The organism is Pantoea sp. X-Soil-YNGN-775, assembly GCF_059730575.1.
Map to the genome: position 1 here is coordinate 3,389,509 of NZ_AP035945.1, position 18,790 is coordinate 3,408,298.

Here is an 18,790-nt window from a genome sequence, read left to right on the forward strand (position 1 = left end):
ATACCCACTGCCGGGCGAAAATCCATTAAGTGCCAGCTCGCTGCAAAGCGTACACCGCCGCCAGGCGAAAACCTCTCATAGCCCGTTCGCACAGCGGACAAAAGGCCCGGCGGGCCGCTACCCGCCTCTGCCCACGCTCAGGTCAGCGGCCCACCATCATGTTAGCCACCAGATACTTACGCCCTGCGGCGTCCTCTTCGGTGTAAACTCCCTGCAATTCCGGCGAGAAGCCCGGCAGTAAATTAACGCCCTCTTCCAGCGCCAGGAAGTAGCGCTGCACCGCCCCGCCCCACACTTCACCCGGTACCACGCAGAGCACGCCCGGTGGATAAGGCAATGCGCCTTCCGCAGCAATCCGCCCTTCGGCTTCAGCGATCGGCACCAGCTCAACCTCTCCGCGAATGTACGCCTGATGCGCATCCTGAGGATTCACCGCCACCGGCGGCAGACCCGCTTCGCGGAACATCATCCGTTGCAGGCTCTTCACATCGTGGCTGACATAAAGATCGTGCATCTCCTGGCACAGTCGGCGCAGGGTATAGCCGGCATAACGTTGAGCATTCTTGCGGTAAATCGTCGGCAACACTTCAGCCAACGGCGCATCCTCCTTAACGTGCTGTTCGAACTGCGCCAGCATCGCCACCAGATTGGCCATTTTCTCCGGGCTTTCGGCTGGCGTCAGCAGGAACAGGATCGAGTTAAGATCGCACTTCTCCGGCACGATGCCGTTCTCACGCAGATAGTTCGCCAGGATAGTGGCGGGAATGCCAAACCCGGCGTAGTCACCGCTCGCCGCATCAATGCCCGGCGTGGTCAGCAGCAGCTTACAGGGATCAACACGATACTGATCGCGGGCATAACCCGCAAAGCCGTGCCAGTTGGCCTGCGGTTCAAAGCTGAAATAGCGCAGATCGCGGGAGATCGTCTCAGTCGGGGCCGCCTGCCAGGGTTGCCCATCGACCGTTTCCGGCACAAACGGCAGGATCATCTCACACCGCTCAAGGATCGCTTTACGCGCCTCGATCCCCAGCGTAACGCACTCATCCCACATCCGCCGTCCCGCCTCACCCTGATGCATGCGGGCGTTGATGTCCAGCGCGGCGAACAGCGGATAGAACGGACTGGTTGAGGCGTGCAGCATAAAGGCGTTATTCAGGCGCTTATGCGGGCAAAAGCGTCGCTGACCACGGATGTGGTTATCTTTTTTATGGATCTGCGAGGTCTGCGAAAAGCCCGCCAGCTGCTTGTGCACCGACTGGGTGACAAAAATGCCGGGATCGTTTTCAGTCAGCGTCAGGGTCAGCGGCGAACAGCCTTCCATCAGCGGAATAAACTGCTCATAGCCGAGCCAGGCGGAATCGAACAGGATGTAATCACACAGGTGGCCGATGCGATCCACCACCTGACGCGCGTTATATACCGTACCGTCGTAGGTTCCCAGCTGAATAATCGCCAGCCGGAAAGGACGCGCTTCTACGGCACGCTGAGGGGCCACCTTGCCAATCTGCTCGCGCAGATAAGCCTCATCGAAGCAGTGCGCGTCAATGCCGCCGATAAAGCCGAAAGGATTACGCGCAGCTTCAAGATAAACCGGCGTCGCACCCGCCTGAATCAGTGCACCGTGATGATTCGATTTGTGGTTATTGCGGTCAAACAGCACCAGATCGCCGCGCGTCAGCAGCGCATTGGTCACCACTTTATTGGCGCTGGAGGTGCCGTTAAGAACGAAGTAGGTTTTATCGGCGTTAAACACCTTTGCTGCGTACTTCTGCGCATCTTTAGCCGATCCTTCGTGGATCAGCAGGTCGCCCAGTTTGACGTCGGCATTGCACATATCAGAACGGAACAGGTTCTCACCATAAAAATCATAGAACTGTTTGCCCGCCGGATGCTTTTTGAAGAATGCCCCACCCTGATGTCCCGGACAGGCGAAAGTACTGTTCTGCATATCCACATAGCGGGTCAGCGTCTCGAAAAACGGCGGCAGCAGAGCCGCTTCATACGCCTGCGCGGCGGCTTCCAGCGCGATCCAGTCCTGCGGTTCACCGTTCAGCTCACCGCTGACGCCAGGCAGGTGCATCACCTCTTCCTCAAACGCGTTAGCCACAAACACCGGCAGATTAAAGCCGGTGTGGCGCAACAGGGCCAGCACGCCGCTGCGGGTATCCGCCAGTGAGACGACCACCGCCGCCACATCGGTAAAGTCAGTGTTATCCAGCGTCACCACGTCGCGCGCAGTGTTAAGAGTCAGATTGGGCGCCACCGCGGCGCTGGCAGCAATTTTCAGTGGGGTCATAAGGCAAATCCCTAACGTCAGGGCGTGAGTGCCAGAGGCACAGCAATGGGGAGATCTCCCCGGCGGATAATGTCAAACAGGGGCATGCGGCTGCTTTCAGCCACCGATGATCGGTTATACATCGTCTTTACCGATCGCCAGCAGCCAGCGCCAGACTGGCCTCACCGCATGGTGATGCAGAACGTGATCGGCGGAGCGGAGAATAATCGGGCGTAAGCCGGAAACAACGAACGGTAACCAGAGCGAGTGCGCGGTGAACCGGACATGGCAACGTCCTCTGAAAGCGATAAGCGGGTGCAAAAATGTGGCGGTCATGATGTCATCTTTTTTTGGCGCGAACAAGCCGCAGAAAGCAATTAATTAGTCAACCTGCTAAAATCACAAGCTATTGTTTTAATTGATTTAAATAAAATTAAACCTGAAATATCCGACTAATTAACTGAATTATATGCTGATTTATGCACCCCTCCTTCGCTAATCCGTTCAGCGTTGCCGGCGGGGAGAGCGACGCGGCCAGCCGTTAGCGGCCCTGTCCCTACCGTAATCACGCCAGCAGGCGTAAACTTATTTCCCTCTTTCCTATTTTGCCGGAGGCTGCATGTTCAAGGCACTGGTCATTGAAAATGACGAACAGGGTTACCGTTCTCTGCTGAAAGATCTTCCCGAATCTCTACTGCCCGACCACGATGTCACTCTCGACGTCAGTTACTCATCCCTTAACTACAAAGATGCGCTGGCGATCTGTAATAAAGGTCCGATCGTGCGTCAGTTTCCGATGGTTCCGGGTATCGACTTTGTTGGACGGGTCACCGCCAGCCGTCATCCTGACTGGCAACAGGACGACGTCGCCCTGCTCACCGGCTGGGGCGTGGGCGAAAAACAGTGGGGTGGCCTGGCGCAAAAAGCCAGCGTGACCGGCGACTGGCTGGTAGAGGTGCCCGCCACGCTCAGCCCGCTGCAAACCATGGCGATTGGTACCGCCGGCCTGACCGCGATGCTGTGCGTGATGGCGCTGGAAAAACAGGGCATCACGCCGGCTCGCGGTCCGGTGCTGGTAACCGGTGCCAGCGGCGGCGTCGGCAGCTTTAGCGTCAGCCTGCTGGCCCGGCTTGGCTATCAGGTGATCGCCTCCAGCGGACGCGCCAGCGATCACGCTTATCTGCTTGATACGCTGGGTGCGGCTTCAGTTATTGACCGCAACGAACTCTCCCAGCCCGGTAAGCCGTTAATGAAAGAGCGCTGGGCGGCAGCGATAGATAGCGTCGGCAGCCACACGCTGGCCAACGTGCTGGCCGCGACCCAGCGTGACGGCGCGGTCGCCGCCTGCGGAATGGCGCAGGGACTGGATCTGCCGACCAGCGTTGCACCGTTTATCTTACGCGGCGTCACGCTGGCCGGCGTGGACAGTGTGATGTCTCCGATCCCGCTGCGCCAGCAAGCCTGGCAACGGCTCGGAGAATTACTTGATAGCGATCTGCTGAGCCAGCTGACGCAGGTGATCCCCTTAAGCGAAGCCCGCCAGGGGGCTCAGGACCTGCTGGAGGGCAAAGTGCGTGGCCGCCTGATCGTCGACTGTCGCTAAAACGGTTACACCTGTCGGATAAGGCGCAGCATTGCGCCTTTATTCCACCGGCAGCTGAAGTCGTTTAATCAGGCCTGCCAGCGCAAACTGCGCGCCCTGCTCCATTACCGATTTGGGATCGCCACTGAACTGATGACACTCGGCATCATCACGGCCATTCGGCAATACCCAGCCGAACCAGATGGTGCCCGCCGGCGTGCCATCTTCACCACCATCAGGCCCGGCATAGCCGCTGATCGACAGCCCGACCGGCTCGCCGGAGCGCGCGCAGGCCCCCTGCGCCATTTCCCGCACCGTCTGTTCACTGACCGCCGTATGCTGCTCCAGCGTCGAGGGACGAACCCCCAGCAGGCGGACCTTGGCATTCTCGCTGTAGGTCACAAAGCCACTGGTATAAAAGTTGCCGCTGTTCTCCACCGCCGCCAGCGTCATGCTAATTAACCCGGCGGTACAGGATTCGGCAGTAGCAAGATGAAGTCCGGAAGAGAGTAAAATTTCACCCAGTTGTTGAGCGGTCTGGTCTAATGATTGCGCCATTATTGTCTCCTTAATAACTCACCCAGGAACACAAGTATGGCGCAAAACTGGCAACACAGAGCCTCGCAACACAATGTTTTAAAAGCGAAACGGCCTAAACCCGCAGCTGGATATGCGGCTGTCCGCTCGCACCCTGCGTGACCTGCAACTCAGCCTGATACCAGCGGGTCAGCGTCGCTTCCGTCATCACCGCCTGCGGCGTACCCTGCGCCACCAGCCTGCCGGCGTGCAGCAGCAGGATGCGATCGGCCCATAACGCCGCCTGATTCAAATCGTGCAGCACGGCGCAGACGCTAAGCTCACCGGCCCGGGTGAGCTGTCGCAATAAACGCAGCGTCTGCTGCTGCCAGAAAAGATCCAGCGCCGAGGTCGGTTCATCCAGAAACAGCCAGCCGCGCGGCGCGCCATCCTGCCACAGCTGTGCCAGCACCCGCGCCAGTTGCACCCGCTGCTGTTCACCGCCGGACAGCTGGCGGTAGTCGCGCTGGGCCAGCGAATCACAGCCGGACAGCTGCATGACCTCAGCCACAATCTGCCGGCTTCCGGCCTCCGGCCAGGGCGCACGTCCCATTGCCACCACCGATTCGGCGGATTGAGAAAAGGTCAGCTGGGTTTGCTGACGCATCACCGCCCGGCGGCGTGCCAGCTGATGGCGTGACCAGTCCGCCAGCCGGGTTGCGCCCAGGCGACATTCACCCCGATCGGGCGGCAGGAAACCCGTCAGCAGGCGCAGCAATGTCGATTTACCGGCACCGTTGGGGCCAATCAGCGCCACCATCTCACCGGCCGCCAGCGTCACGTCGAGCCGATCGATAATCGCCTTGCCGTCGCGGAATAAACAGAGATCCGTGGCCTGCAGTAATTCGTTCATTCGATGCCTCGCTGTTGACGCAGGATCAGCCAGAGAAACCACGGCCCGCCAATCAGGCTGGTGAGCAGGCCGACCGGCATCTCCGCCGGCACCACCACCGTGCGCGCCAGGGTATCGGCCAGCAGCAGCAGGATCGCCCCGGCCAGCGCTGAACCGGGCAGCAACCAGCGATGATCGCTACCAAGACAAAAACGCATCACATGTGGCACCACTAAGCCGACAAAGCCGATCACCCCGCTGACCGAAACCGCACTACCGACCAGCAGCGCGCTGAGGATCAGTAACTGGTGCTGAGTGCGTTTCACATCAACGCCCATGTAATGGGCATCTTCTTCCCCCGCCTGCAGCAGATTCAGCTGGCGCGCCCTGGTCTGTAACAGCAGCAGCGCCGGTAAAATCAGTACCGCGCAAATCAGCAGCGCCGGCCACTGCGCCTGGCTCAGGCTGCCCATACCCCACAGCGACAGCTGACGCAGTTGCTGATCGTTGCTCAGCCACGACAGCACGCCGACCGCCGCCCCGCACAGCGCATTAATGGCGATGCCCACCAGCAGCAGCCGCGACAGATTGCCGCGCGCCAGACCGCTGAAGCTGAAGATCAGCAGCGTCACCAGCAGGCTGCCGATAAACGCGGCGATCATCGGCAGCCACAGCGCCAGCGACGGCGGCAGGGCCAGCGGAACAATGATTGCCAGCGCCACCGCCAGTCCGGCACCGCTGCTGATGCCGAGCAGACCCGGATCGGCCAGCGGGTTGCGAAACACACCCTGCATCACCGCGCCCGACACCGCCAGCGCCATGCCGATCAGCACCGCCAGCAGTACGCGCGGCAGGCGGATATTCAGCCAGATTTGCCAGATCATATCGCTGAGCGGTGCCTGCCACAGGGCGCGCAGCGACAGGGACATCGCGCCAAGGTTGGCCGCCAGCACCATCGATACCAGCAGCAATAGGGCCATCAGCGCCAGACCGCGCAGCGTATTACCGTTCATGCATCAGAGATTCCGCTGCCTGGCGTAACCGGAGGATGGCCCGCGGCGTATCCAGACCAAAGCCCAGCAGTGCCTGAGTATCGATCACCAGTAAATGATGCTGCTGACCAGCTGGCGTCAGTGCCAGACCGGGTAGCTGCCACAAACGCTGTTCGCCGCCGATAGTTTGCAACCCCTCTTCACCCATCACCACCAGGTCCGGCGCGGCAGCGATCACCCCTTCCTGCGACAGCGCCTGATAGTGCGGCACGCTGCCCATCGCATTTTCCAGCCCGGCGCTGCGGATGGCGCTATCGGCAGCGGTCTGCTGACCCGCGGCCATCGATTTCATGCCGCTGTTGGCCATAATATAGAGCACCTTTACCGGCAGCGTCTGCCGTGGCAGCTGGCCGATCTGCTGCGTCATCTGTTGTGCCAGTGCCTGCGCCTCGTTCTGATGGCCGAGCGCCTGGCCGATAGTGATAATTTTTTGCGGGATCGCCTGCAGGCTGTTCTCGCCGCTGACCGTGACCACGCGCACCCCGGCCTGGGCAATCTGTTGCAGTACCCGCGACGGCCTGGCCTGCGCACTGGCGATCACCAGCGTCGGTTTAAGCGCCAGAATCCCTTCGGCATTGAGCTGGCGCATGTAGCCAACATCCGGCAGCCGGGTGGCCAGCGCCGGATGCAGACTGGTGCTGTCGCGCGCCACCAGCTGCTGCTGGGCATCCAGCGCATAGATAATCTGGGTGACGTCACCGCCAATCGATACCACCCGCTCCGCCGCCAGCGCAGGCAGCACCAGCAACAGGCCCAGCAGACTCAGCCATTTCATGCCATTGCTCCCGCCGCGCGCAGGGCCTCGATCTGCTCGCGCCAGCGTCGCTGTTCCGCCGTGCCTTCATTACGCTGCCCGTACAACTGGGCGATCTGCGTGCCGTCGGCGGCAAACAGTTCCAGGCTGGTGACAAAGCCGTCGCCACTCGGTTTGCGGGTGATCCAGCTTTCGCTGATCTGGTCCGCCATCAGATGCAGGGTAAAGTGAGGATTAAAGACGTTGAGCCAGTTTTCCAGCGGCACCAGTTTGTCGATCGCGCCGGTGAAAATCTGGGTACAGCCCCGGTTACCGACAAAAATCATAATTTCGTTACCCGCCTGCTGCGCCATCTGCAACAGACGCGCCAGCGCATCGTTGCTGGTCTGCGAGGCCAGATCGTCACCGGCAGCGCGGAACGCCTGCTGGCGCGACAGGTTATGCCGCCTGAGCAGGCTGAAAAACTGATGAACGTCGGTCATGGCGCGCCATTCGCGATCGACGGCGGCGGCATCGACCGCAGGGTTGTGAGCGACGGCAGCGACCGGCTCCACCTGTAGCGGCGGCGCACTGACCTCGGTAAACGCGACGATCAGCGCCTGCCACGCCGCCCGGTCGGTCTGATCGGTCGCATAGATCTTCAGTACCGCATCACCGTGGCGATCGAAAATCTGAATGCTGTGCCGTTTGCCCTGTGCGGTTTGCTCCTGCAGGGCAAACGCACTGCGCCACTGGGCGACAAACAGACGCTGATCCAGCGCGCGCGGGTTCAGCACCAGGCCAGCATGGGCACCGAGCTGCAGGTTTTTATACTCGCCGAGCTGTTCATGAACGGCATAGGCGTTACGGGTAATGCTTTTAGTCTGGCCGACCGACTCCAGCGCTTTCAGCAGTGCCGGAAAGTCGCACTTCAGCCGTCGGGCATCTATCCCGATTCGTGCCTCACACAGCGCCGCTTCGCTGATGCCGATCAACGCCGCAAGGTCACGGGCATATTTTTTCGGTTGTTCGCCTTTCAGGGCGAGGTAGTGCTGGTAAACAGAATTCATGATGAGGTGCTCCCATGGTGATGCCCGGCATCAGCGCCGGGTATCAATGATCAGAAATCGACGTTAACGCCCAACTGGAAAGTACGGCCCGGCATCACCGCCAGCGCCTGATCGTTGCGTTCCTGCTGGGTGGCACTGGTCAGTTCACGGCTGCTGAGGTAATCCCGGTATTTACGATCGGTGATGTTATACAGCCCACCACTCAGCCTGACCTGTGGCGTCATCCGCCAGTAAGCCGTCATGTCCACCATGCCGTAACCGGGCACCCGCATATAGTCGGTGCTGGACTCTGTCAGGCTGCCGCCGCTGTTGGCATAACTGTTACGGTCGGTGGCACTGGCCTGTTTGCCTTTAACAAAGGTGGCGGTGACGGCCGCGCCATAGCCGCGCGCCTCGTCATCCCAGGCCAGTCCGACAATCGCTTTCATCGGAGCCACGCTCTCCAGGTCGATGTAGCGGTCGCCGAGGTAGCTCGACTTTGCCGCTCCCTGGGTGTAGCCAAACGCCAGCCTGGCGCTCAGGCCATCCACCTGCCGGAACCAGCTGCCGAAGTTCACTATGCTGCTGATTTCCGCGCCGTAGATATACGCCTTGTCGCGGTTCTCCGCCTGGTAAGTGGTGTAGATGTTGCCGGGGACATTAACGAACTTACCCGGATTTGCCGCGCGGCTGTAGCGGGTAAAGGCGATAAAGTTTTTGTAGTCGTTATAAAACGCCGCGGCATTGACCGTAATACCGTCGGTCAGCTGGCCTTTCACGCCCCACTCATAGTTATTGCTGGTCTCGGTTTTTAAATCCGGGTTACCAATCAGCGCGTACTGCGCGGTACCAGCATAGCTGGAGCCGAGGTTCCATGAGCCATACAGCTGGCTGTCATTGGGGAACTGCGCCCCGCGGGTATATTGCAGATAGGTCATCAGGCCAGGCGTGAGATCGTACTGGAAGGCGATCGACGGTAACACCTGAGTATCGGTGTTGGCCGAACCGTACAGCGCGGAGACTTCACTGGCATCGAGAACGCTGCTGTTGGTGGTCAGCGTTCCGACATCACGCGGTTTGGTGTTCTGGTATGCCACCCGCACCCCGGGGATCAGCGCCGCTTTATGTCCGTCAGCATCAAAATTGATTTTGTCCTGCAGGTAGCCGCCCAGCATATAGCTGCGACTGTTGGCCTGCGGCTGCATGATGACACTATAAACACTGGGGGCCGGCGACTGACGGAACGGCCGCTCGGTATCCACCTGCCGCGCATTCAGTCCGCCACTCAGCTCATGACGTCCCAGGGTTTTAGTCGCCCGGGTGTCGATTCCATAGGTGTCACTGTTGTAATCGGAATAGACGTTTTGCCAGGCGGTGGCGCTCGACGGCATCAGGGTATTGTCGTGCGCCTCAGTTTGTTGCCAGTAAATACGGCTGGTCAGGCTGTCGATGATCTCATTGTAAGGGGTGTATTCATCAGCAAGGCTGATGCCCCAGCGGCGCGTATCGCTCTGCTGCTGTGCGGTACCCCAGACCGTATTGCCTGAGGTATCCCAGCTGTCGTAATGGCTGTGATTAGTTTTGTGGTAGTAGTCGAGGGTGGCGCTCAGCTGATGCGCATCGTTGGGCTGCCAGATACCGGAACTCATAAAGGCGTCGGAGTGCCAGTTAGCAGGATACGCATCCAGCGTGTCGCTGTTATTGCGGGTTTGCTGGCCGTCGCGGCGGCTGTAGACAAAGATACCGCGCAGCTCATCGTCGCCTGCCGCGGCGGTAAGGCCGTTATGCCAGCTGCGGTTGGCGGAGTCGTAGTCGCTCTGGTAGCCAAAATAGGTCGATTTGCCGGGACGCAGGTAATCGTCGGGGGATTTGTTGCGGAACGAGACATTGCCGCCAATCGAGGTGTTGGGCTGATCAACCGCAGTGGCGCCCTTTTCAATGTCGATGCGGCCAAACAGATAAGGGTCGATGTAGTCCCGGCCAATGCCAAAACTGTCCAGCCCGGCACGTCCGACGTAACTGCGACCGGTTGCCTGGGGTAACGGGATGCCATCCACGTCCAGCCCGACGCGGTTACTTTCCAGCCCGCGAATGTTATAGCCGGTATAGCCCGCCCGATCGAAGCCGCTCTTGCCGGCAGACGATCCCCCCTGCGCGCCGGTGGCGCTGATCAGCGGTTCATAACGCATGATTGAGCCAAAATCGGTGGCCCCGCGCCGTTGCAGATCGGCTGCCGACAGGCTGGTTTTGCTGCCTGCCGTTTTTTTGATTTCGGGTGCCGTGACCGTCATTACCGTTTCGGCCTGGCTTTGGCTGTAATCGGTGCGCGCCAGCGGAGCAGATTCACTCCCGGCGGCATAACTGCAGGTGGCATGGATGGCAGAGGCGAATAACGCCAGTTTACACCGACGCAGTTGCGTCAATCCCTGAAAAAGTCGTGACATGGGCGCGAATTACCTGATTAATTGTTAGTATTCGCTCACTTGCTTGCTGGCATCATCAAAACGGCTCTGTATCAAAGCCGTAAAAACCGGACTTATTTCTGAATATAAATTATGATCCGCAATTTAATGCAATTGATAATCATTATCAATCTTATTTACATTTAACTCTATTTTGCAGCGCACAGTTTGTTAACTACAATTAACCGGTAATTTATCAATACGTTAAAGGAATAGAGTTATGGCACAAAAACCTGTGGTCGTTATCCACTACTGTATGCAATGCAACTGGCTGATGCGGTCAGCGTGGATGGCACAGGAACTCCTGCACACCTTCGCTGACGATTTGGCGGAAGTGACGCTCAGGCCGGGCACCGGCGGTATCTTCGAGATTACTCTTGATGAACATCTGCTGTGGGAGCGTAAACGGGACGGCGGCTTTCCTGACGCCACCAGCCTGAAGCAGCGGGTGCGTGACATCTGTTTCCCGGATCGTACGCTGGGCCACATTGATAAGCACAAACCTGAAGTAAGCTAAGTCGCCGGCTGGCTACCCGCAAAGGGGGAGAAGGTCAGCTACGGGTAATTTTTTCTGCCGCGTCCTGCAGTGCCGCGATCAGCGTCTGCAGCGCGGCCTCGGAGATATCCTGCTGCGCCAGTCGCGTATTAAGTGCCATTTTCAGTTCGTGAATCGCCTGTTCAACCGCCGGAATACTGCGGTTGTTGACCAGAATAGCCAGTGACGATAAACGCCCGATCAGGCTGGCAATCTGGTCGCGGTTGGCGGCCAGCAGCGTCTCGCCAGCCCCGGTCAGCCGGTAGGCTTTGCGGGTGGCCTGCGCGTCCACCACCTCAATCGCCTCCATCTCTTCCAGCAGCGTCAGATTGGGATAAATGATGCCCGGACTGGGCGAATACTCCCCTTTCGACAACTCTTCCACTGACTTGATCAGCTCATAGCCGTGCGCGGCATTCTGCGCCAGAAAATGGAGCATCAGCAGACGAATATCACTCGCCTCCAGCATTTTTTCCCGACGCTTACGCCGGCTGCCGCAACCGCCCGCGCGCGTGGATTGATCGCCAGATGAAGATGCTGAATGGTCTTTCATTGCCTGCCCGGGGAGAAGAAAAGGAGATTGATGGTAGAACGCCGCCTGGCAAAATTCAACACAGGCGGCGGACCCGCTTACTTCTGGTGCCAGTACGCCACGGCCCGCACGTAATCACTGTTTAGCCCGCGCTGGACGGTGAAGTAATCACTCAGCGCTTTAACAAACTCGCCTTCGCCGGTGAGCCAGATGAAGTAATCTTCCGACGGCATTGCCAGTCGATCCAGCCGATCGGTTAGCTGGCTGAGCTGCGCCAGTTGCATCTGGCCGCTGCCGAGCCAGTTCAGATTAACGCCCGCCGTACCGGGTAAATAGTCACGGCCGGTGGCCTGATCGACATAGGCGAACAGGTGCAGATCCGACCCGGCAATATCAGGCTGACGGCGCGCAAAAGCAGGCAAGCCGGTCTCATCACAGACATAGAGCTGGAACGCGTAATCGGTCGGTACGATCAGCGAGCCGCGCGGACCGCCGACAATCAGACTGTCGCCGATCTGCGCCTGGCTCGCCCAGTCGCTGGCCACGCCCTGTTGATGAATGTAAAAATCGAGCGTCAGCGACGAGACGCCATCAAAGGCCAGCGGCGTGTATTCACGGGCCAGCGGACGCAAACCGTCTGGCCAGACAATCCCCTGGTCGGTTATCTGCGGCAGTACCGGCGTTTCACCGGCGGTGGCGGGAAAGAAGACCTTAATGTGGTCATCGAAGCCCGGCGAAGTAAAGCCCGCCAGATCGCTGCCGCTAAATTCAATGCGCCAGAAGTTACCGGCAATGTTAGTTTTACTCGCCACCTGAATATGACGAAAGCGCAGTTCGTTACGGACGCGTTGAGGAAGGCGATCAGAGTTAGCGTTTGGCAAAATATCTCTCCTGGAACGGGGTGAATGCCCGTCACGTCAGGGCATCAGCTAAATTATGGAATCAAAATCATTCTCATCTGAGTGGCTCAGGTTAGCTATGATATATCTTCAACACAATGACGAAAAATGCGATCGACCCGGATTAAGATATATTTTAGCTGCACATCTGATGCGACGTCAGGTGGCAATGTCAGCGATGAAACGGCGGGTCAGGATTGAAAAGGCCGGTCAGCAACAAAGGGCAAGCGATAGCGGCCAGTCAGCATCTGGTGCAGCTCAGTGAAGGCAGGAGAATAAACAGAATTGATAACCGGGCGGTTGCGCTGTCGGCTGGACGTGATGCAGACGAGTGGTCATGTCGGCAGAAAATGGTGCAGTCAGGTAGTTGTCGACGAGAAGCGCTATCACCGTCACCGCAGGTGACAGGCGAGCTTTTCTGCCGGTAATGCCCGCCGCGCCGTTATCTGGGCGGCCTCGCGATTACCGGCAGAACGGTTACAGCGTGTCGTTAAACCCGGATGCGGCAGGATTATTCTGGCTATGCTGCGGCAGCTGGCCGTCGCCCAGAATTTCGTGCTGAGAGATCTGTGAATGCGGGTGCAGCCCGGCAGGTGGCGAGAACGGTTCTGCCAGTTGAGCCGCAGCCAGCATAGGCAATGCCGAAAGCATTGAAATAAGGAACAACATTGAGCGTCGCATAATTTTCTTCGTTTATCGTTTTTAGCCAGAAATGGCCGGAAATGCAGATGATTGTTTCAGCCCCGCCAGGAAAGCACGATGAATGGAGCACAGCAGGGTTTCGGTGAAGGATTTTACGCCAGAATGGTAAGTTATTTTATAAAATCGTGCGGTTTGTCACGGTTTACCGCACGGAATATGCATTTGTCTCACTGATGCCGCCTGGATCGGGCTAATGCGGCCTGCCGGAACTCAGGCTGGGGTCACCGGAATCGAAAAAACACCGCTCAGCCAGTCGGATTTACAGAGCGCAAAATCGAGCTGCAGCAGATCTTTGCCCTGGCGACGCGCCACGCCCAGCGTCGGCAGGTGCAGATAGTAGATATCCGCAATGAACCGCGTCAGCTGCTCGGGTGTGCCACTCCAGTCAATCCGCGCATACAGTCCACGCGTCTCGCTCCAGGTTTCACGCGGCCCTTCCAGCAGCGCGGCATGCTGCGGCTCCAGCGCCTGAAACAGGCTGATATTCTGCTGTTCGGCCGATGAATGGCCGGGGCCATACTGAAAACCCAGCCAGCCGTGCCGGGCCTGACTGCCGGCCAGCGCCACCAGCCGCCGCGCCTGCTCGGCCACCCGATGCTGATGATCGGCGATGTACTCGCCAAACTGGCACTCCCACTCCAGCGTCTCACCACACAGAAGCAGGTCATCATCCCGCTCAACCAGCGCTGCGCGTTCAATCGGCGAACGCACCGGAATCCGGCCATGGAAGTTTTTCACTGGCAGATGAGGAATGCGCCGAAACGCGCCGGGCGTCAGGGAAAAATGGCTTTTAAACACCCGGGTAAAGTTCTGCTGGTTATCAAAACCAAAGCGTACCGCAATGTCGATCAGCGGCATTCGCGTCAGCCGCAGTGCCATCGCCGCCATGGTCAGGCGCCGTTTACGGGTGTAGGCCGCCAGCGTTTGCCCGGTCATCTCTTTGAACATGCGCTGCATGTGCCATTTGGAATAGCCCGATTTGAGGGTGATCAGATCGATGTTGATGTCGTCGGTCAGATGGGCTTCTATCCACTCTACCAGAGCGTTAATGTGCTGTTTTTTAAGGGCCTGACTGAGCATAATGGCGATTTACGACGCGGATTGAAGGGTGATATTTGTCACAAAAGAATAACAAAAAATGTGACCGTCTGTAAGGAAAGGCCTGACCGGAGCGGTAGCCTGACGTCGATTTCGCATTAATTGCTTAGGTGACTAATTAAAAAAGGCTGACCGAAGTCAGCCTTACCTCTACACCGTCGCCGAACAAAGGGCGACGGTCGGTGACAATCAGTGACTGCGCATACCCGCGGCAGTCATCATCATGCGGAACAGTGAAGCGACCACGCCCAGTGCCAGCACGCTTGCGGCGTAAATAACCACCAGCCACATCACGCGTTTCCACCAGGGAGCCTTAGCCTCATTGTGGTTTTTCATGCTGCTGAGCTCGGTTTTCATATCAATGGTATCCTGCGTCTGGTTTGATTTTTCCACGGAACACGTAGTAGCTCCAGAAGGTGTAGCCCAGAATCATCGGAATGATCAGCAGGCTTCCGACCAGCATAAAGGCCTGACTCTGCGGCGGTGACGCGGCGGCCCAGATAGTAACGGACGGCGGAATGATGTTAGGCCAGATACTGATCCCCAGGCCGGAGAAGCCGAGGAAAATCAGCGCCAGCGTCAGCAGGAACGGCGAGTAGTGCGCCTGACGTTTGATCGCCCGCACGATACCCCATGAGCAGAGCAGCACCAGCACCGGAACCGGCAGGAACCAGAACAGATTGGGCTTGCTGAACCAGCGTTGCGCGATATCGGCGTGTGCAAACGGCGTCCACAGACTGATGATGCCGACAATGACCAGCAGCGCGATCACCAGCGGCGTCGCCAGCGCTGACATTTTGCGGTGCAGTTCATCTTCGGTTTTCATGATCAGCCAGGTGCAGCCCAGCAGCGCATACGCCACCACCAGACCGACGCCGCAGAACAGCGGGAACGGGGACAGCCAGTCCATCGCGGAACCGGCAAAGTGACGTCCTTCAACCGGGATACCATCCAGCATTGCGCCAACGGCCACGCCCTGGCTGAAGGTCGCGAGGATCGAACCGGCGATAAACGATTTGTCCCAGAATGCCCGGTGCCCTTCTACCGCTTTAAAACGGAACTCAAAGGCGACGCCACGGAAAATCAGGCCAATCAACATCGCCGTCAGCGGAATCGACAGCGCATCGGCAATTACCGAGTAGGCCAGCGGGAACGCGCCATACAGCCCTGCCCCACCCAGCACCAGCCAGGTTTCGTTTCCATCCCAGACCGGCGCAACGGTGTTCACCATCATGTCGCGCTCGCCCGCGTCCTTATTGAACGGGAACAGCAGGCCGATGCCGAGATCAAAACCATCCATCACGATATACATCAGGGTGGCGAAGACGATAATCGCGAACCAGATAATTGAAAAATCGATCATCTTAGTGGTCTCCATCCTTAAATGTGGCAGCCGAAAGTGGACGCGCCGGCGTTTTCTTCTGGCCCGGACCACCCTGCTCAGTAATGTGCCCTTCGCCGGTTTCAGGTCCCTGTTTAATCAGACGCATCATATAGTGGTAGCCGACACCGAACACCGAGCTGTAGACCAGAATAAAGGCCAGCAGACTGATGCTCATGTGCAGGTCGCCGTGCGCCGAGACCGCATCAATGGTGCGCTGTACGCCATACACCACCCACGGCTGACGGCCGATTTCCGTGGTGAACCACCCTGCCAGAATCGCAATCAGACCGGAGGGACCCATCAGCAGCGCAAACCACAGGAAAGGACGAGACTCATACAGACGCCCTTTGAAACGCAGCCACAGGCTAAGCACACCGAGGGTAATCATCAGCAGCCCCATCGCCACCATTACGCGGAACGACCAGAAAATCACGGTAGAATTCGGCCGATCCTCTTTCGGGAAGCTCTTCAGCGCCGGAACCTGCTTATCCAGGCTGTGGGTCAGAATCAGGCTGCCGAGGTAAGGCACTTCCAGCGCATATTTGGTGCGCTCCTGCTCCATATCCGGAATACCGAACAGAATCAGCGGGGTAGCTTCGCCTGGCGGGTTTTCCCAGTGTCCTTCAATCGCCGCAATCTTCGCTGGCTGGTGTTCCAGCGTGTTAAGACCGTGCGCGTCACCGATCATCGCCTGAATCGGCGCGACAATCAGCGCCATCCACAGCGCCATCGAGAACATTTTGCGGATTGCCGGGTTATTTTTGCCTTTCAGCAAATGCCAGGCTGCTGACGCTCCCACAAAGAAGGCACTGGCGAGGAAGGCCGCCACGGACATGTGGAACAGCCGGTACGGGAACGACGGGTTAAAGACGATCTTAAACCAGTCCTGCGGGACCACGATGCCATTCTCAATGATGTAACCCTGCGGCGTATGCATCCAGCTGTTGGAGGCGAGGATCCAGAAGGTAGAGATCAGCGTGCCCAGCGCCACCATGCAGGTCGCAAAGAAGTGCAGTCCGGGACCGACGCGATTCCAGCCGAACAGCATGACGCCAAGGAAGCCCGCTTCAAGGAAGAAGGCGGTCAGGACCTCGTACGTCAGCAGCGGGCCGGTAATACTGCCGGCGAACTGCGAGAAGCCGCTCCAGTTAGTGCCGAACTGATACGCCATTACCAGACCCGATACCACGCCCATACCGAAGTTAACGGCGAAGATTTTCGACCAGAAATGGTAGAGATCGCGATAGGTATGATCGCGGGTTTTCAGCCACATTCCTTCAAGCACTGCCAGGAAACTGGCGAGGCCGATGGTGATGGCGGGAAAGATAATATGGAAGGAAACAGTAAATGCGAACTGAATCCTCGCCAGATGAAAGGCATCTAATCCGAACATTGCTTACCTCTTTGCCACATAGAACACCACATATTTACTTATAATTAACAACTTAAGCCTGACGCACTAATTTCGTTGCGCTTAAATTAATTCCCGCCGCGAATTTAAAACTATTCGCAGCGAGGAAACAGAAACAATCGGGTTAATGAAAACTATAACAGTCTTTTTTGATTATGATCATTGTTTTTCATGGGAATTACTTATTTAAAAATAAGGCGTAAAGGTTAATTACAGCGTAGTTATGTGACATGAATGTTATGGTATTTGTCTGCTAAAAATGCCCGCCAGCTTAGGCCACCTTTAGCTAAAAAAAACCCTCAAGCTGCTGTTTTCCGGTGTTATTATTTTATAAACCCTGTTACCGGAAAGGTCAAATTTGACAGTAACCCCAGGAAATAGACTTACTTTTTAATGGGTTAGAATGCCCGATATTTTTGCCTGCCGCTTTGTTTGCTTTTTTGCCTGAAATTGTCTATTAACGCGTTTGAAATTGCAGGCGAAGCCGCATAATCGGGCTATTTTCCGGCTGAGCAGATGTTAATAAATTGGAATAATTCATTAACCCTAATTAACAGCCAGCGCATCGCTGGCGGTTATTCTGTTGCCTGTAGCAGCAGAAGCGGTTTAATAAGCGGCCTTCGCCCTGGGCGGGCTGAGTGAGTTATTTCCCTCTGCCGTTTCGTTAGCGCCGTTTTAATCGGCTGCTGCATACAGGTTGCCTGCGCGCTCAGGCTGTGCTTTGTTAAGGTGGCACACATCCTCTTATCCGGGTTAAGGAGTCGCTATGGCACGTCTGACCGCACAGGATTTTCCGCAGGAACTGCTGGAGCTTTACGATTACTACGCCCACGGCCGCATCAGTAAACGAGAGTTTATTGCGATGGCCGGGAAACTGGCGATTGGCGGTATGACCGGCGCGACACTGCTCGGTATGCTCAGCCCCAACTATGCGCTGGCGACCCAGGTTGAGTTTACCGATCCCGACATCAAACCAGAGTATATCCACTACCCTTCGCCGCAGGGTCATGGTGAAGTGCGCGGTTATCTGGTGAAGCCAGCCAATCCCAAAGGCAAGCCGCCAGCGGTAGTGGTGGTACACGAGAACCGCGGTCTGAATCCCTATATTGAAGATGTGGCGCGCCGGGTCGCCAAAGCGGGTTATATCGCGCTGGCACCTGATGGCCTGAGTTCGGTCGGTGGTTATCCCGGTAATGATGAAGAGGGACGCGCCTTACAGGCGAAGGTCGATCCGGCCCGGCTGATGAACGATTTCTTCGCCGCGCTGACGTTCTTAATCGAACATCCGGAGGCGAGCGGAAAAGTGGGGATTACCGGCTTCTGTTATGGCGGCGGCGTTGCCAATGCGGCGGCGGTGGCTTTTCCGGAACTGGCCTGCGCAGTGCCTTTTTATGGCCGGCAGCCGAAAGCGGAAGATGTGCCGCGCATCCAGGCTCCGCTGCTGCTGCACTATGCCGCGCTGGATAACAACATTAATGCCGGCTGGCCCGCCTATGAGGCGGCGCTTAAGCAGCACCATAAGATCTATCAGGCCCACCTTTATCCCGGCGTGAATCACGGTTTCCATAACGATTCCACGCCGCGTTACGATAAACCGGCGGCGGAACTGGCGTGGCAAAGAACTCTGGCCTGGTTTGAAAAATATCTGCACTGACCCACGCGACTGGC

The 18,790-nt window shown here is 57.7% G+C and carries 18 protein-coding genes; 4 read left to right on the top strand and 14 right to left on the bottom strand.

Going from position 1 to position 18,790, the window contains the following annotated elements:
- Positions 1 to 142 precede the first annotated feature (142 nt).
- Positions 143 to 2,296: an ornithine decarboxylase gene (locus AC6I8I_RS15760; RefSeq protein ID WP_497828053.1), complete on the bottom strand. Its 2,154-nt coding sequence runs from the start codon at positions 2,294 to 2,296 to the stop codon at positions 143 to 145.
- Positions 2,297 to 2,365: 69 nt separating this feature from the next.
- On the opposite strand from AC6I8I_RS15760, the gene AC6I8I_RS15765 reads away from it, so the two are divergent.
- Both AC6I8I_RS15765 and acuI read left to right on the top strand, forming a co-directional pair.
- Positions 2,366 to 2,512, top strand: coding sequence for a hypothetical protein (locus tag AC6I8I_RS15765; protein ID WP_312053005.1), 147 nt, complete (start codon positions 2,366 to 2,368; stop codon positions 2,510 to 2,512).
- A 382-nt stretch (positions 2,513 to 2,894) separates the two neighbouring features.
- Entirely contained in the window at positions 2,895 to 3,878 is a 984-nt protein-coding gene (acuI, locus tag AC6I8I_RS15770; protein ID WP_497828054.1) for an acrylyl-CoA reductase (NADPH), read from the top strand.
- Positions 3,879 to 3,917: 39 nt separating this feature from the next.
- Here the strand turns inward: acuI and AC6I8I_RS15775 are convergent, their stop codons facing one another.
- The 6 genes from AC6I8I_RS15775 to AC6I8I_RS15800 form a co-directional block, all read right to left on the bottom strand.
- The gene (locus tag AC6I8I_RS15775; RefSeq protein WP_312053009.1) at positions 3,918 to 4,415 is read right to left on the bottom strand and encodes a CinA family protein; all 498 of its coding nucleotides are present in this window, start codon (positions 4,413 to 4,415) and stop codon (positions 3,918 to 3,920) included.
- A 94-nt stretch (positions 4,416 to 4,509) separates the two neighbouring features.
- Positions 4,510 to 5,286 carry a heme ABC transporter ATP-binding protein gene (locus AC6I8I_RS15780; RefSeq protein WP_497828055.1) on the bottom strand — a complete coding sequence of 259 codons (777 nt, stop codon included), beginning with the start codon at positions 5,284 to 5,286 and terminating at the stop codon, positions 4,510 to 4,512.
- Positions 5,283 to 6,278: a FecCD family ABC transporter permease gene (locus AC6I8I_RS15785; protein ID WP_312053012.1), complete on the bottom strand. Its 996-nt coding sequence runs from the start codon at positions 6,276 to 6,278 to the stop codon at positions 5,283 to 5,285. The genes AC6I8I_RS15780 and AC6I8I_RS15785 overlap by 4 nt, the downstream gene beginning before the upstream one ends.
- On the bottom strand, positions 6,268 to 7,092 hold the full coding sequence (locus AC6I8I_RS15790) for a heme/hemin ABC transporter substrate-binding protein (protein WP_312053014.1): 825 nt from the start codon (positions 7,090 to 7,092) through the stop codon (positions 6,268 to 6,270). The genes AC6I8I_RS15785 and AC6I8I_RS15790 overlap by 11 nt, the downstream gene beginning before the upstream one ends.
- Positions 7,089 to 8,120, bottom strand: a complete 1,032-nt coding sequence (locus AC6I8I_RS15795; RefSeq protein WP_497828056.1) for a hemin-degrading factor — start codon at positions 8,118 to 8,120, stop codon at positions 7,089 to 7,091. The genes AC6I8I_RS15790 and AC6I8I_RS15795 overlap by 4 nt, the downstream gene beginning before the upstream one ends.
- A gap of 50 nt (positions 8,121 to 8,170) precedes the next feature.
- Positions 8,171 to 10,543 carry a TonB-dependent receptor domain-containing protein gene (locus AC6I8I_RS15800; RefSeq protein ID WP_497828057.1) on the bottom strand — a complete coding sequence of 791 codons (2,373 nt, stop codon included), beginning with the start codon at positions 10,541 to 10,543 and terminating at the stop codon, positions 8,171 to 8,173.
- A 238-nt stretch (positions 10,544 to 10,781) separates the two neighbouring features.
- Here AC6I8I_RS15800 and AC6I8I_RS15805 point away from each other — a divergent pair, with 238 nt between their 5' ends.
- On the top strand, positions 10,782 to 11,078 hold the full coding sequence (locus AC6I8I_RS15805) for an Rdx family protein (protein WP_312053017.1): 297 nt from the start codon (positions 10,782 to 10,784) through the stop codon (positions 11,076 to 11,078).
- Between the two features lie 34 nt (positions 11,079 to 11,112).
- Here AC6I8I_RS15805 and AC6I8I_RS15810 read toward each other — a convergent pair whose 3' ends face one another.
- The 7 genes from AC6I8I_RS15810 to AC6I8I_RS15840 form a co-directional block, all read right to left on the bottom strand.
- A complete protein-coding gene (locus AC6I8I_RS15810; RefSeq protein ID WP_312053018.1) occupies positions 11,113 to 11,649 on the bottom strand; it encodes a PadR family transcriptional regulator in 537 nt (178 codons plus the stop codon).
- 77 nt (positions 11,650 to 11,726) lie between these two features.
- Complete coding sequence (locus AC6I8I_RS15815) at positions 11,727 to 12,509, bottom strand: siderophore-interacting protein (protein WP_497828058.1); 783 nt, start codon at positions 12,507 to 12,509, stop codon at positions 11,727 to 11,729.
- Positions 12,510 to 13,004: 495 nt separating this feature from the next.
- The gene (locus AC6I8I_RS15820) at positions 13,005 to 13,160 is read right to left on the bottom strand and encodes a hypothetical protein (RefSeq protein WP_227021938.1); all 156 of its coding nucleotides are present in this window, start codon (positions 13,158 to 13,160) and stop codon (positions 13,005 to 13,007) included.
- Positions 13,161 to 13,439: 279 nt separating this feature from the next.
- The gene (locus tag AC6I8I_RS15825) at positions 13,440 to 14,309 is read right to left on the bottom strand and encodes a helix-turn-helix domain-containing protein (protein ID WP_312053024.1); all 870 of its coding nucleotides are present in this window, start codon (positions 14,307 to 14,309) and stop codon (positions 13,440 to 13,442) included.
- Between the two features lie 207 nt (positions 14,310 to 14,516).
- Entirely contained in the window at positions 14,517 to 14,684 is a 168-nt protein-coding gene (locus AC6I8I_RS15830) for a DUF2474 domain-containing protein (RefSeq protein ID WP_312053025.1), read from the bottom strand.
- Between the two features lies 1 nt (position 14,685).
- The gene (gene cydB / locus AC6I8I_RS15835) at positions 14,686 to 15,690 is read right to left on the bottom strand and encodes a cytochrome d ubiquinol oxidase subunit II (RefSeq protein WP_497828059.1); all 1,005 of its coding nucleotides are present in this window, start codon (positions 15,688 to 15,690) and stop codon (positions 14,686 to 14,688) included.
- A gap of 1 nt (position 15,691) precedes the next feature.
- Positions 15,692 to 17,104: a cytochrome ubiquinol oxidase subunit I gene (locus tag AC6I8I_RS15840; protein ID WP_312053029.1), complete on the bottom strand. Its 1,413-nt coding sequence runs from the start codon at positions 17,102 to 17,104 to the stop codon at positions 15,692 to 15,694.
- A gap of 784 nt (positions 17,105 to 17,888) precedes the next feature.
- Between AC6I8I_RS15840 and yghX the strand changes: the two genes are divergently transcribed.
- A complete protein-coding gene (gene yghX / locus AC6I8I_RS15845; protein WP_497820484.1) occupies positions 17,889 to 18,776 on the top strand; it encodes a YghX family hydrolase in 888 nt (295 codons plus the stop codon).
- Positions 18,777 to 18,790: the final 14 nt, after the last annotated feature.

What these genes read in the sequence shown, in the direction of transcription:
- AC6I8I_RS15805 (WP_312053017.1), top strand. Translation starts at nt 10,782, where the DNA reads ATGGCACAAAAACCTGTGGTCGTTATCCACTACTGTATGCAATGCAAC.
- AC6I8I_RS15760 (WP_497828053.1), bottom strand. Translation starts at nt 2,296, where the DNA reads ATGACCCCACTGAAAATTGCTGCCAGCGCCGCGGTGGCGCCCAATCTG.
- AC6I8I_RS15830 (WP_312053025.1), bottom strand. Translation starts at nt 14,684, where the DNA reads ATGAAAACCGAGCTCAGCAGCATGAAAAACCACAATGAGGCTAAGGCT.
- AC6I8I_RS15800 (WP_497828057.1), bottom strand. Translation starts at nt 10,543, where the DNA reads ATGTCACGACTTTTTCAGGGATTGACGCAACTGCGTCGGTGTAAACTG.
- AC6I8I_RS15780 (WP_497828055.1), bottom strand. Translation starts at nt 5,286, where the DNA reads ATGAACGAATTACTGCAGGCCACGGATCTCTGTTTATTCCGCGACGGC.
- yghX (WP_497820484.1), top strand. Translation starts at nt 17,889, where the DNA reads ATGGCACGTCTGACCGCACAGGATTTTCCGCAGGAACTGCTGGAGCTT.
- AC6I8I_RS15790 (WP_312053014.1), bottom strand. Translation starts at nt 7,092, where the DNA reads ATGAAATGGCTGAGTCTGCTGGGCCTGTTGCTGGTGCTGCCTGCGCTG.
- cydB (WP_497828059.1), bottom strand. Translation starts at nt 15,690, where the DNA reads ATGATCGATTTTTCAATTATCTGGTTCGCGATTATCGTCTTCGCCACC.
- AC6I8I_RS15840 (WP_312053029.1), bottom strand. Translation starts at nt 17,104, where the DNA reads ATGTTCGGATTAGATGCCTTTCATCTGGCGAGGATTCAGTTCGCATTT.
- AC6I8I_RS15810 (WP_312053018.1), bottom strand. Translation starts at nt 11,649, where the DNA reads ATGAAAGACCATTCAGCATCTTCATCTGGCGATCAATCCACGCGCGCG.
- AC6I8I_RS15820 (WP_227021938.1), bottom strand. Translation starts at nt 13,160, where the DNA reads ATGCTGGCTGCGGCTCAACTGGCAGAACCGTTCTCGCCACCTGCCGGG.
- AC6I8I_RS15765 (WP_312053005.1), top strand. Translation starts at nt 2,366, where the DNA reads ATGTCAAACAGGGGCATGCGGCTGCTTTCAGCCACCGATGATCGGTTA.
- AC6I8I_RS15825 (WP_312053024.1), bottom strand. Translation starts at nt 14,309, where the DNA reads ATGCTCAGTCAGGCCCTTAAAAAACAGCACATTAACGCTCTGGTAGAG.
- AC6I8I_RS15795 (WP_497828056.1), bottom strand. Translation starts at nt 8,120, where the DNA reads ATGAATTCTGTTTACCAGCACTACCTCGCCCTGAAAGGCGAACAACCG.
- AC6I8I_RS15785 (WP_312053012.1), bottom strand. Translation starts at nt 6,278, where the DNA reads ATGAACGGTAATACGCTGCGCGGTCTGGCGCTGATGGCCCTATTGCTG.
- acuI (WP_497828054.1), top strand. Translation starts at nt 2,895, where the DNA reads ATGTTCAAGGCACTGGTCATTGAAAATGACGAACAGGGTTACCGTTCT.
- AC6I8I_RS15775 (WP_312053009.1), bottom strand. Translation starts at nt 4,415, where the DNA reads ATGGCGCAATCATTAGACCAGACCGCTCAACAACTGGGTGAAATTTTA.